11 protein-coding genes are annotated in these 12,624 nt (G+C 73.4%); 2 read left to right on the top strand and 9 right to left on the bottom strand.

All coding sequences use genetic code 11. The features are described 5' to 3' along the window. Positions 1-497: 497 nt before the first annotated feature. The 5 genes from ACFWUZ_RS21090 to ACFWUZ_RS21110 form a co-directional block, all read right to left on the bottom strand. A complete protein-coding gene (locus ACFWUZ_RS21090; protein WP_384374838.1) occupies positions 498-1,670 on the bottom strand; it encodes an acyl-CoA dehydrogenase family protein in 1,173 nt (390 codons plus the stop codon). A 181-nt stretch (positions 1,671-1,851) separates the two neighbouring features. Beyond that, the gene (locus tag ACFWUZ_RS21095) at positions 1,852-2,526 is read right to left on the bottom strand and encodes a TetR/AcrR family transcriptional regulator (protein ID WP_384374842.1); all 675 of its coding nucleotides are present in this window, start codon (positions 2,524-2,526) and stop codon (positions 1,852-1,854) included. Positions 2,527-3,112: 586 nt separating this feature from the next. Beyond that, a complete protein-coding gene (locus ACFWUZ_RS21100; protein ID WP_384374845.1) occupies positions 3,113-3,265 on the bottom strand; it encodes an SCO1431 family membrane protein in 153 nt (50 codons plus the stop codon). 137 nt (positions 3,266-3,402) lie between these two features. After that, positions 3,403-3,834 carry an SPW repeat protein gene (locus tag ACFWUZ_RS21105; RefSeq protein WP_384374848.1) on the bottom strand — a complete coding sequence of 144 codons (432 nt, stop codon included), beginning with the start codon at positions 3,832-3,834 and terminating at the stop codon, positions 3,403-3,405. A 94-nt stretch (positions 3,835-3,928) separates the two neighbouring features. Then, the gene (locus tag ACFWUZ_RS21110; protein WP_384374851.1) at positions 3,929-5,281 is read right to left on the bottom strand and encodes a peptidase C39 family protein; all 1,353 of its coding nucleotides are present in this window, start codon (positions 5,279-5,281) and stop codon (positions 3,929-3,931) included. A gap of 125 nt (positions 5,282-5,406) precedes the next feature. Here ACFWUZ_RS21110 and ACFWUZ_RS21115 point away from each other — a divergent pair, with 125 nt between their 5' ends. After that, positions 5,407-6,042 (top strand): uridine kinase, encoded by a 636-nt coding sequence (locus ACFWUZ_RS21115; protein ID WP_384374853.1) that lies wholly within the window; start codon positions 5,407-5,409, stop codon positions 6,040-6,042. Between the two features lie 392 nt (positions 6,043-6,434). Further along, positions 6,435-8,393: an AAA family ATPase gene (locus ACFWUZ_RS21120; RefSeq protein ID WP_384374856.1), complete on the top strand. Its 1,959-nt coding sequence runs from the start codon at positions 6,435-6,437 to the stop codon at positions 8,391-8,393. Positions 8,394-8,466: 73 nt separating this feature from the next. On the opposite strand, the gene ACFWUZ_RS21125 is transcribed toward ACFWUZ_RS21120, so the two are convergent. The 4 genes from ACFWUZ_RS21125 to hisG form a co-directional block, all read right to left on the bottom strand. After that, on the bottom strand, positions 8,467-9,579 hold the full coding sequence (locus ACFWUZ_RS21125; protein WP_384374859.1) for a hemolysin family protein: 1,113 nt from the start codon (positions 9,577-9,579) through the stop codon (positions 8,467-8,469). Next, on the bottom strand, positions 9,576-10,925 hold the full coding sequence (locus tag ACFWUZ_RS21130) for a hemolysin family protein (protein WP_384374862.1): 1,350 nt from the start codon (positions 10,923-10,925) through the stop codon (positions 9,576-9,578). The genes ACFWUZ_RS21125 and ACFWUZ_RS21130 overlap by 4 nt, the downstream gene beginning before the upstream one ends. A gap of 243 nt (positions 10,926-11,168) precedes the next feature. Then, complete coding sequence (locus ACFWUZ_RS21135) at positions 11,169-11,633, bottom strand: PH domain-containing protein (protein ID WP_384374865.1); 465 nt, start codon at positions 11,631-11,633, stop codon at positions 11,169-11,171. A gap of 93 nt (positions 11,634-11,726) precedes the next feature. Next, the gene (hisG, locus tag ACFWUZ_RS21140; RefSeq protein ID WP_384374868.1) at positions 11,727-12,575 is read right to left on the bottom strand and encodes an ATP phosphoribosyltransferase; all 849 of its coding nucleotides are present in this window, start codon (positions 12,573-12,575) and stop codon (positions 11,727-11,729) included. Positions 12,576-12,624 lie beyond the last annotated feature (49 nt).

Here is a 12,624-nt window from a genome sequence, read left to right on the forward strand (position 1 = left end):
CGGTCAAGGGGGGCCGAAGGCCATCGCGAAGCGACGCGACGAAGGAGCGCCCTTGACCGCCCGCCCCGCCACGGAGAGACGATAGGACTGGCGGGAAACCCCCAAACCCTCCCTGATCCCGAGAAGGGGTAACAGCCCCCCGAAGCCCAACCCCCACCCCCCACCCCCACCCCGGGGAGCTGTCGAACGGATGGGCGGGGGTGGGGGGCGATTACCCCGTGCTGGGGTGGGGCGTTGGCCGGGCATGACGATGCTTCAGTCTTCAACGGGCCGGCGGCGCCGCCCGGTGCAGCCGGGTTACGAAGAATCGGTTCAGCGCGATCCCGGCCAGCAGGGCCAGGCCCCCGATCCGCCCATCTACCGTGCGCTGCTGGCCCGCTGGGCCGATGACGGGCGTACGCTGCCCGGCCGGCGGGATCCGGAGTGGTCGCGCCTGACCGGGTCCCCGGTCTGGCCCGCCGGCGGCAGCGGGCTCTACCAGGCGCCGCGGGGTACGGTCAGCGGGTTTCCGGGCCAGCCAGGTGGCGGGCGATGACCATGCGCTGGATCTGGTTGGTCCCCTCCACGATCTGGAGCACCTTCGCCTCGCGCATGAGCCGCTCGACGGGGAAGTCCGCCGTGTAGCCGTAGCCGCCGAGGATCTGGACCGCGTCCGTGGTGACCGCCATGGCCGCGTCGGTGCAGAACAGCTTGGCCATGGCGGCCTGCCGGGAGAAGGGCTTGCCCGCGTCGCGCAGCCGCGCCGCGGCCAGGTAGAGGGCCCGGCCCGCTTCGATCTTGGTGGCCATGTCGGCCAGCATGAAGCGCAGCCCCTGGAAGTCCGCGATCGGGTGTCCGAACTGCTTGCGGTCCAGGGCGTACGTCACGGCCTCGTCGAGCGCGGCCTGGGCGACGCCGATGGCGCAGGCGGCGATGCCGAGGCGGCCCGCGTCCAGGGCGGCGAGGGCGATGGTGAAGCCCTGGCCCTCCTCGCCGATGCGGCGCGCGTCGGGTACCCGTACGCCGTCGAAGTGCAGCTGGGCGGTGGGCGAGCCCTTCATGCCCATCTTCTTCTCGGGCACGGCGGCGGTCAGGCCCGGGGCGTCCCCGGGGACCAGGAAGGCGGTGATCCCCTTGGGGCCGGCTACGCCGGTGCGCGCGAGGACGGTGTAGAAGTCGGCGACTCCGCCGTGGGTGATCCAGGCCTTGGTGCCCGTGATGATCCAGTCCTCGCCGTCGCGCTCCGCCTTGGTGGTCAGCGAGGCGGCGTCGGAGCCGGCGGCCGGCTCGGAGAGGCAGTAGGCGCCGAGCAGGCCGCCGCCGAGCATCGCGGGCAGGTGGGCGCCCTGCTGCTCCTTGGTGCCGTAGCCGGCCAGGCCGTGGCAGGCGAGCGAATGGACGCTGACGCCGAGGCCGACGGTCAGGCGGGCCGCGGCGAGCTCCTCGAGGACCTGGAGGTAGACCTCGTACGGCTGCTCGCCGCCGCCGTACTCGCCCGCGTACGGGAGGCCGAGCAGGCCGGCCTCGGACAGCAGGGTGAAGATCTCGCGGGGGAACCGGCCGGAGTCCTCTTCCTCGGCGGCCCGGGGGCGGATCTCCCGCTGGGCGATCTCGCGTACGAGGGCGAGGAGGTCCCGGGACTCCTCGGTGGGCAGCTGACGGTCCACCGGCTGCGGGGCGCGGTCAGTCATGGCGGCGCTCTCCTCCCTGATCGGGCACGGCGGCGACGCGTGAGGTGTGGGACGCGGCGCCGGGTCTCGGTGCTCTTACAGCCGATGGTGCCCTCCCGGGTCGCGGAAGGGCCTGTTCAGTGGCTGCGGCGGGTTGAGTATGCCTGATCAGGCGCCTCCCGTCACCGGTGCAAGATCGTCCCTATGGCCGGGCTGCTTCCCCCGGGACGGGCGGAGCGGGGCACTCCGGGACGAACTCCTCGATGACCGTCAAGGTCGCGCGCAGCTGGCGCACGAGCAGGGCTCCGAGCCGGGCCCGGCCGGGCCGGTCGGCGGCCGGGTCGGCCGGGCCGACGCCGGGGGCGCCGATCCACTCCAGGGTGATCCCCTCGACCGAGGAGAGCCAGCCGACGAGCGCCAGCCGGGCGACCGGCGGGACGGTGCGGCGTCCGTACGCGCCTTCGGCGATGGTGGCGACCAGTTCCTCGCGGACGGCGTCGCGGATGGCCAGGACCTCGGCGTCGGATCCGACGCCTCCGGTGACGATGGTCCGGTAGGCGGCGTGGTGGTGCTCGGCGTAGTGGAGGTAGCCGTCGACGGTGCGGCGCACCCGCTCGGCGGCCGGCAGGTCGGTGTCCCCGCCGGCGCGGGCGACGAGTTCGGCGACGGAGTCCTCGACGATGGCGAGGTAGTACCCGCGTTTGCTCTTGAAGTAGTAGTAGATCAGCCCCTTGGCGACGCCCGCCTGCTTGGCGATGTCGTCCATGGAGAGCGCGTCGTACGAGGTGTCGGCGAACAAGGTGCGCCCGGTGGCGATGAGTTCGGCTCTGCGGACCTGCGATCGGCCGGTTGCACCGCGCTGTTGACTGTGATTCAAAGTCAGCCCTAGCCTCGAACTGCCACGGGATGCCCCGAAGTATGGCAGACCTGCGCGTCGAGCTCGCTCCGCGCTTCCCCCTGCGCACCGGACGACGTACGGGGGGACAGTCACCAGGTGGACGGGGTCGGGGCGAGCCGGGGAGGTTCGGCCTCCGGGCCGGAAACATCGACGTGGCGGGTGACGTCGCACGGCCGGTCCGCGACGGGCGGCAACCTCGGGCTCAAGGGCATGAGGCTGAGCGTCGGCCCGGACGGCGGGTGTTTCCGAGGGGCCACGGCGGGAGGCCGCTGAGGGTGCTGGTGCTCAGGGTGCGTGCGGCCTCGCTGCGCGACCACCGGCTGCGCACCCGTGACGGCGGGGACGAGTACGGGCTCGGTGCGGCGCCCTGTCCCTGGAACCGGGGGGAGACGTGACCTCGTACCTGACGAGGTCCGGCGGCTGCAACGAGGGGCGGATGTGCGTCACCTTCAGCCCCGGGGGCTGCCCGCTCCCCCGGTCGTCCCGCCGTTCGTCTTCCTGCCGCAGGTCCGTGCCGAGCGGGCACCGGTCACCTCCGGCGTGATCGTCACCGGCGGTCTGCGGGTTACAGCCAGCCGACCTGGGTGACGAACATGGCCACGACGACCACGAGGGTCCAGCCCAGGACGTGTTCCAGCCAGGAGGAATCCTCCGTGGGGCCCCCGGTACGGACGAGGTTGCGGGCGCGGGCGGTCGGGGCGGCAGTCGTCGCGGTCATGGCGTCCAATGTGCCAGCGTTCGCGGCCTTCGCGGTAGATGACGAGGGTCACTGGTGGCACGCGTCACGTCGCCGGGCCCCGGCCGCTCCGGGGTTCCGGTGCGGTCGGGGCCCGGCGGCGGGTCCGGTGTCCCGGGTCAGACGCGGGTCTCCCGGTTGCGTCGGGCCATCGCCGCCATGGCGAGGCCCAGGCACAGGGCGACGAGGCCGGTGATCACGTTGTTGACCACGGTGCGGGTCGTGTCCATCTCACCGGCGATGGCCCAGGGGGCGATGATCGTCCACGCACCGAGGGCGACCGCCGTCCAGGCCATGGCATGGGTGCGTTCGTAAGCGGAACCCAGGCCGCCCATGCACAGGCAGAACGCCAATCCGGCTATCAGGTTGTTGACGGCGAGCGGGGTCAGGACGCTGAACCCGGCGATCCAGGGCGAGGCTGCCAGGTACAGGCCCGTGACCAGGGCCAGTGCCTCCACGGCCTGCGCGGCGGGAGTGCTGGTCACCCGCTCGAACCGGGAGCGCATCTCGGCGAGGTCGGGGTGGTGCTCGATGCTGGGATGGGTGGTCATGGCGGGCCGCCTCCTACGAGAAGCCTTTATCTGCCATTTACCCCAGCATGTTCTGTATATCCGGATTTCGGTCGACGGACAGGAGTCGTCGGGGTCAGATCAGTCCGACCGCCGCCAGCGCCGCGGCCTGGACGGGGCTCGGCGCGGCGGGCGCGTAGAGGTAGCAGACGCCTCCGCTGCCCGAGGCGACCTTGCCCGCCGCGTTGTAGCGCTTGGTGCGCAGCCAGATGTTCTCGAACTCGCGGCGCTTGTAGACGCGGCGGACGGCCGCGTTGTCGGGCGAGTTCGGGTCGTTGGCGACCACGTCTCCGGCGGCGGTGAAGCCGATGACGGTCATCAGGTGGCCCGCGGTGCCGTAGCCGGCGCCGGTGAGCTCCTCGGTCCGGAAGGACTGGGTGGTGATGGCGGGGATCCCGGCCCGGACCAGGACCTCCAGGTCGGTGAGGGAGGTGAGGCGGGTGACCACTGCGGCGAGCCGGCTGTAGGTGGCGGCGTAGGCGGCGTTGAAGGGCCAGTTCCCGCAGCCCTGGTAGGCGGCGTCGTAGGTGGAGCGCGCGGCGTGGCACACCTGCGGGTCGGAGTAGTCCGGGTCGACCCAGGCCAGGTCGGAGGCGGCTGCCCTGCACCCCCAGTACTCGACGACCATCTGGGAGGAGGTGGGGCTGCACCAGGCTTCGCCGCCGTTGTCGTACTGGGGGTAGCGGCCGGCGTGGACCTCCTGCGAATAGCGCGGGACAGCCAGCTCGTGGGCCTGGCCGGAGGGCGTGGAGGCGGGGACGGTGAAGCGGTCCGGGACGTCGGAGGCCATGGCTCCGGCCAGCCGGACGGTGGGCCCGTCGGTGGCGCCGGGCCTGCGGTACAGGGTGAGGCGCAGCTGCCAGTCGGTGAGGCGCAGGCCGCTCGTGGGGGCGTCGACGGCCAGGGTGTCGGTCCAGAAGGTGGAGCGGCCGTCGGTCTGGCCGTCCACGGAGGTGCGGCGGATGTCCGTGTCGGCGGAGGCCCAGCGGCCCATGACGTACCAGGGGGTGGTGGTGCCGTCGGTGTAGGTGCCGCGCAGTTCGGTCTGGATCCAGGTGCCCGCGGGGGTCCGGGCGTTCCAGGAGGCGATGGCCTCGGTGGCGGGCACGGTGGAGCGGTGCACGGGTGAGGTCCAGGCGGCGTACTCCCAGGTGCTCCTCCTCCCGGTGTGCGGGTCGGCGTACTCGGTGCGGCCGGCCGGGGTCCTGATCTCCAGGCCGGGGCGGGTGCCGGGGACGGCGTGGGTGCCCTGGTGGCGGCCGGCGAGCCAGTGCTCGTACGCGTACCAGAACCGGTTGTCGACGGTGCGGCCCGGGCCGCGGGGGGCGGGCGGGGCCGCCGCGGAGGCGCTGCCCCCGGAGACGGTGGCGGCGGTGGCGGCCGCGAGTGCGGCGACGAGTACGGCCCTGCGCGGTGTGGGTGCGGTCATCGCGGGCTTCCCCCAGGGGTGGGTCGGTGCATCGGTGGCTTCACCCTTCCAGTTCCCGGCGGCCGGGGGCCGAAGCCGCGTGCTCGTGTCGTGGGTGACGACCGGTCCGGCCGTAGGGTGGCGGGGTGGAGCCGCACCGGTCACTCGATTCCCTCGCGCGGGAGCTCGCCGCGCTGCCCCCGTCCCTCGGTCCGGTCCGGCTGATCGGCATCGACGGGCACGCCGGCTCGGGCAAGAGCACCTTCGCCGGGCGGCTCGGCGAGGCCCTGGGCGGGGCCCCGGTGCTGCACCTGGACGACGTGGCCACCCACGAGGAGCTGTTCGGCTGGCAGGAGCGGCTGCGCGCCCAGGTGCTGGAGCCGCTCGCCGCGGGGCGGCCCGCGCACTGGGCCCCGTACGACTGGGTGGAGCGGCGCTTCGGTGCGGAGCGGGTGCTGGAGCCGGCGCCGGTGCTCCTCGTCGAGGGGGTCGGGGCCGGGCGGCGGGCGCTGCGCCCGCACCTGGCGCGGCTGCTGTGGATGGAGACCCCGCGCGAGCGGTCCTGGGGGCGCGGACGGGAGCGGGACGGGCGGGAACTGTCCGGCTTCTGGGACGGATGGGAGCGCGCGGAGCGCGCGCACTTCTCGGATGACCCTTCGCGCCCCTTCGCGGACACCTTGGTGCGGCAGAGCGGTACGGGATACGAGTGGTCTTCCGGGGCCGGTGCGACGGCGGGAACCACCCGTTCCGTCACCGACGGTGACGACCTCCCCCGGGCCTGAGCGGGCCTGGACCCGGGCCCCACCGGGCCTCCGCCGGCGTGCTTGACCGGGGCCGGGCGGCGGCCTTACGTTCTGAATGCGGCGCCGTCACCGGCTGCCGCGGATGCGGAGCCCCCGATCGTTCCCCCGTGATCGGGGGCTTCGCTCTGCCCCCGAAAACGCCGGGGCCGCCGGTGTCCGGCGGGGTGGATCGCCCCCCGTTTCCTCACCCTGAGTCACGTGACGGGCTGGGCGGCGGCGTCCGAACCCGGGCCGTCGCCCCCTACGTAAGGTGCGAAACCGCAGGTACGATGCAGCCCTGATTTCAGCGACGCCAGTCGGGGCTCCGGACAACTCCCGTGCTCGACGCGGGGGTTGCCGCGCACCACGGGGGCAGGCTTGTGGGGGACGTGATGGATTTCGGCATGCCGGGCAGCACCCACGCCCCGGCCGAACTCGCCTGGCTGCGCGGGGTCGACGCCTGCACCATGGGCGCCTACCCGCAGGCCGAGGAGGAGTTCCGGGCGGCCGTACGACTCGATCCCGCGATGGCCGACGCCTGGCTGGGTCTGCACGCGCTCCGGGTGGACACCGCCAACGCCTTAGTGCGCATGTACGCGCACCGGGACCGTTTCGGCGAGCAGCGGGCCAGGCACCGGCGGACGCTGAACTCCTGGTACTGGCTGGGCTGGTGGGTGCAGCCGGTGCTGGAGAGCAGGCGGGACCTCCTGCTGGCGCACGCCTCGCACTGGCTCGACGGCCGCCACGTGCCGGAGCTGGACCAGGCGCTGGCCGCGCTGCCGCCGGTGGACACCGATCCGCAGGTCCGGTTCCTGCACGCCTGCCGGGCGTACCTGGTCAAGGACTGGGAGCAGTTGGTGCGGCACACCGAGCCGCTGGTGGACGATCCGCTGCTGGGGATCGAGGCGGGGCTGTTCGGCGGGATGGCCCGGGTCCGGCTGGAGATGTACGGGCAGGCGGAGCCGCTGCTGTCGGCGGCGCTGATGCGGTGCCGCAGCGAGCAGCCGCAGCGCAAGGAGCTGCGGTACTGGCTGGCGCGGGCGCACGAGGGCACCGGGCGCAGTGCGGCGGCGCTGCCGCTGTACCGGGCGGTGCACCGGGTGGACCCGTCGTTCATGGACACGGCGGCCCGGCTGACGGCCATCGAGGACGGTGACGACACCGACGGCATGGCCGGGCTGGCCGGTCCGGCGGGGTTCACGGGCTACGGGGCGTGGGGTGGGCACGGTCCGTCCCCGGCGGGCGGGGACTTCGCGGCGGTGGCCCTGGGCGGCGGGCCGGTCCCGGACACCGCCGCGGACGGCCAGCCGGAGGGGGATCCGCTGGCGGCGGCCGAGCCGCCGGATCCGCGCTACGGCCCGGGTTCGCCCGGGGTGCCCCCGGCCGGGCGGGGCGGGGGCACGCGGCGGAAGGCACCTGTCCCCCCGCAGGTCACGCCGGCGGGGCTGCCGGCCGGTCCGGCCGATCCGGCGGCGCTCGCCGAGGCGCTGGCGGAGCTGGAGCGGATGGTGGGTCTGGAGCCCGTCAAGCGGCAGGTGAAGGCGCTGTCGGCGCAGCTGCACATGGCGCGGCTGCGCGCCGGGCAGGGGCTGCCGGTGCAGCCGCCGAAACGGCACTTCGTGTTCTCCGGTCCGTCGGGTACGGGCAAGACGACGGTGGCGCGGATCCTGGGCCGGGTCTTCTACGCGCTGGGTCTGCTGGGCGGCGACCACCTCGTGGAGGCCCAGCGGGCGGACCTGGTGGGCGAGTTCCTGGGGCAGACGGCGGTGAAGGCGAACGAGCTGATCGATTCGGCGATCGGCGGGGTGCTGTTCGTCGACGAGGCGTACAGCCTGTCCAACTCGGGTTACAGCAAGGGCGACGCGTACGGGGACGAGGCCCTGCAGGTGCTGCTGAAGCGGGCGGAGGACAACCGGGACCACCTGGTGGTGATCCTGGCGGGCTATCCGGCCGGGATGGACCGGCTGCTGGCCGCCAATCCGGGGCTGTCCTCGCGGTTCACCACCCGGGTGGACTTCCCGAGTTACCGGCCGCTGGAGCTGACCGCGATCGGCGGTGTGGTGGCGGACGCGAACGGGGACCGCTGGGACGAGGAGGCGCTGGAGGAGCTGCGCAGCATCAGCGGTCACGTGGTGGACCAGGGCTGGATCGACGAGCTGGGCAACGGCCGTTTCCTGCGCACGCTGTACGAGAAGAGCTGCGCCTACCGGGACCTGCGGCTGGCGGGCTTCGCGGGCGAGCCCTCGCGGGACGACCTGGCGACGCTGCGGCTTGCGGACCTGATGCAGGCGTACGGGGAGGTGCTGTCGGGCCGGGGTCCGCAGGACCGCCCGGAGTCGCCGCCGCTGTGAGCGGGGGCGGCTGCGGGCGGTGGCGCCGCGGGTGGCCGTGGGGCGGGCCGCGGCGCTGCGGCGGGCGGCTCCGTCAGCCGGTCAGGGCACCCTCGGAGCTGTGTTCCGCACGCTCCGGGCGGTGCTCGAGGCGGGGCTCCGGGCGGCGGGCCGCGGGCGCGGTGCGGTGTGCGGGGTCGCGTACTTCGCCGACCAGCTTCTCCAGGACGTCCTCCATCGCGACGAGGCCGAGCACGCGTCCTGCGGCGTCCGCGACCTGGGCCAGGTGGGTGGCGTCCCGGCGCATGACGCTCAGCGCGTCGTCGAGCGGGAGGGTCGCGGACAGGGTGGTCATGCGGCGCCAGACCCGCTGGGGCACGGCCCGTTCCCGGTCCTCCAGGTCCAGTACGTCCTTGACGTGCAGGTAGCCCATGAAGGCTCCGCTGGCGGCGCGGACGGGGAAGCGGGAGTAGCCGGTGCGCACGGTCAGCTGCTCGATCTGCCGCGGGGTGGCCGAGGGGCCGACGGTGACGATGCGGTCCCGGGCGAGGAGGACGTCGGTGACGGGGCGGCTGCCCAGTTCGAGGGCGTCCTCCAGCCGTTCCTGCTCGCCCGGTTCCAGGAGCCCGGCCTGCCGGGAGTCCTCGACGAGGCGGCCGAGCTGGGCGCGGTTGCAGACGGCCTCGACCTCGTCCTTGGGCTCGACCTTGAAGAGCCGCAGGACGAGCGTGGCGCAGGCGCCGAGCGCGGTCGTGACCGGCCCGCACAGGCGGGCGAAGGCGACCAGTCCGGGGCTGAGCCACAGGGCGGTCTTCTCGGGGGCGGCCATGGCGAGGTTCTTGGGGAGCATTTCGCCGATGACCAGGTGCAGGAAGACCACCGCGGCGAGCGCGAGGGCGTAGCCGAGGGGGTGGACGAGGCCCTGCGGCACGTGGAGGGCGTGGAAGACGGGCTCCAGGAGCCGGGCGACGGTGGGTTCGGCGACGGCTCCCAGGGTGAGGGAGCACAGGGTGATGCCGAACTGCGCGGCGGCCATCATGCGGGGCAGGTTCTCCAGGCCGTGGAGGACCTGGCGGGCCCGCTTGGAGTCGGCGGCGAGGGGTTCGATCTGGCTGCGGCGTACGGAGACCAGGGCGAACTCGGCGCCGACGAAGAAGCCGTTGGCGAGGACGAGGAGCAGGGCGAACAGGAGCTGGAGGGCGTTCACCGGCCCACCGCTTCCAGTGCGGCGGGGGCGGTGGCGGTGGCCGTGCGCACCAGCCGGACCCGTTCGGCGCGGTAGCGGCCGACCTGCCGGACGGACAGCTTCCAGCCGGGGAGTTCCGCGCGGTCGCCGGGGGCGGGGATGCGGCCGAGCAGGTCGGCGACGAGGCCTGCCACGGTCTCGTAGGGCCCTTCGGGCACTTCGAGGCCTATGCGGCGCAGGGTCTGCACCCGGCAGCTGCCTTCGGCTTCCCAGGCGGGGCGGCCGTCTTCGGCGGGTACGGCGGCCAGCTCGGGGCGGCCGTCCTCCGCGTGGTCGTGTTCGTCGCGGACCTCGCCGACGAGTTCCTCCACGATGTCCTCCAGGGTGACCACGCCGGCGGTGCCGCCGTACTCGTCGACCACCACGGCCATGGGCTGTTCGCTGCGCAGCCGCTCCAGCAGGGGCTGGACCGGCAGGGAGCCGGGTACCAGCAGGGGGGAGACGGAGATCCGGCCGACGGTGGTGCGGGCACGTTCCTCCTCGGGTACCGCGAGGGCGTCCTTGAGGCAGACCACGCCGGTGATCTCGTCGATGCGCTCGCGGTAGACGGGGAAGCGGGACAGGCCGGTGGCCCGGGTCAGGTTCAGCACGTCGGCGGCGGTGGCCGTGTGCTGGAGGGCGCTGACCTTCACCCGGGGGGTCATGACGTGCTGGGCGGTGAGCTCGCCCAGCGAGAGGGTCCGTACGAACAGGTCGGCGGTGTCCTGTTCGAGGGCTCCGGCCTGGGCCGAATGGCGGACGAGGGAGACCAGTTCGCCGGGGGTGCGGGCGGAGGCCATCTCCTCGGTGGGTTCCACACCGAGGGCCCGTACCAGCCGGTTGGCGACGGCGTTGAGGCCGGCGATGACCGGTCGCAGGGCGCTGGAGAAGGCCTGCTGGGGGCCTGCGACGAAGCGGGCGACCTGGAGCGGCCGGGAGACCGCCCAGTTCTTCGGGACGAGCTCGCCGACGACCATCTGGACGGCGGAGGCGAGCAGCATGCCGATGACGACCGATACGCCGGCGGTGGCGCCTGCGGGGAGGCCTGCGGCGGTGAGCGGCCCGGCCAGCAGTGCGGCGAGGGCGGGCTCGGCGAGCATGCCGACCACGAGGGAGGTGATGGTGATGCCGAGCTGGGTGCCGGAGAGCTGGAAGGACAGCTCCCGCAGGGCTTCGACCACCGTGCGGGCACGTCGGTCGCCGTCGGCCGCGGCGCGTTCGGCCTCGGGCTTCTCCACGGTGACGAGGCCGAATTCGGCCGCCACGAAGAAGCCGTTGGCGAGGATGAGGGCGAATGCCGCCATGAGCAGGAGTAGCGGGGTGGTCATGCCGCCGCCTCCGGGGGGAGGGCGGCGCGGGTATTGCCGGACGTTCCGTCCATTGCTGGAGGGAGTCACTCCTCAAGTCGCAGGGGCCCGCGGGCCTCGGGGTCCCGGGGCCGGTGGGAGGGCGCACGGCGTCGCCCCGCCACCAGGGTAGTCACTGAGGTCGCCGCCGCAATGGGACGCAGCGGCGGGGCGCGGCCGCTCGGGTCCGTCGCGAGGACGGCTCCGGTGCGGCGCGGCGCGGGCTCAGTGGTCGTGCGCGCCGGTTCCGCGGGTCTCGGCGAGGGCGCGCAGGGCGCGGGCGTCGGCGACGGCCTGCTGCCTGGCCACGCCGGGCTGGATGCCGAGGGCGGGGAGGCTGGTGCCGTCGCTGAGGTCGAGGAAGACCCAGGGGTCGCCGGGTCGCAGGTTGACCCGCAGGATCTGGGCCCATTCCAGGCGGCGCGTGGTCGTGAGGTTGACGACGGTGACGCCGCTCTCGTCCGCGACCACCTTGGGGCGGCTGAGCAGGACGAGGACGGAGGTGAGGAGCGCCGCCGTGAAGACGAAGCTGACCCGCTCCCCGGGGCTGAGGTTCTCCAGGAGGACGGCGACCGCCGTGATGGTGACGAACATGGCGAGCCCGACGCCCAGCAGGACGACCCGGGTGCGGGTCGGCCGGAAGGTGACCGGCAGGGCGGGCGGTGCGGGCTGGGCGGCGGACTCGGCCATGTGCGTGCGATGCCTTCGGGAGGGGGCGTACGGGTGAGGGGGTGTCCGGTGGAGCGGGCGGGGCGGGCCCGGCCGTGGTCCGCCGGACGCCTCCTACAGACGGCAGGCGTGGATGGAGGTGGTGAGGATGGCGCGGGCGCCCAGCTCGTACAGGTCGTCCATGATCCGCTGGGCTTCCTTGGCCGGGACCATGGCGCGGACGGCGACCCAGCCTTCGTTGTGCAGCGGGGAGATGGTCGGCGACTCCAGGCCCGGGGTGAGGGCGACGGCGCGTTCCAGGTGCTCGGCGCGGCAGTCGTAGTCCATCATCACGTAGCTGCGGGCCACCAGGACGCCCTGGAGGCGGCGCAGGAACTGCTGGGCGCGCGGGTCGTCGGCGTCGGTGCCGTTGCCGCGGATGACGACGGCCTCGGAGGTGAGGATCGGTTCGCCGATGACCTGGAGGCCGGCGTTGCGCAGGCTGGTCCCGGTCTCGACGACGTCCGCGATGATCTGGGCGACGCCGAGCTGGATCGCCGTCTCGACCGCGCCGTCCAGGTGGACGACGGAGGCGTCGATCCCCTGGTCGGCGAGGTGCTTGGCGACGATTCCCTCGTACGAGGTCGCGATCGTCATCCCGTGGAAGTCCTCGGGGCCCTTCGCGGTGCCGGGCTTGGTGGCGTAGCGGAAGGTGGAGCGGCCGAAGTTCAGCGGCAGGATCTCCTCGGCGCTGGCGCCGGAGTCGAGCAGCAGGTCACGGCCGGTGATGCCGATGTCGAGCTTGCCCGAGGAGACGTAGATCGCGATGTCCTTGGGGCGGAGGTAGAAGAACTCCACCTCGTTCTCGGGGTCGACGACCACGAGCTCCTTGGACTCCTTGCGCTGGCGGTAGCCGGCCTCATGGAGCATCGCCGACGCCGGTCCGGAGAGTGAACCCTTGTTGGGGACGGCGATGCGCAGCATGGTGCTTCCTTGGGTGCGTAGGTGCGTGACGTGGGGTGCGGCGGTCGGC

Source organism: Streptomyces sp. NPDC058646 (assembly GCF_042716875.1).
In the GTDB taxonomy this organism is placed as follows: Bacteria; Actinomycetota; Actinomycetes; order Streptomycetales; family Streptomycetaceae; genus Streptomyces.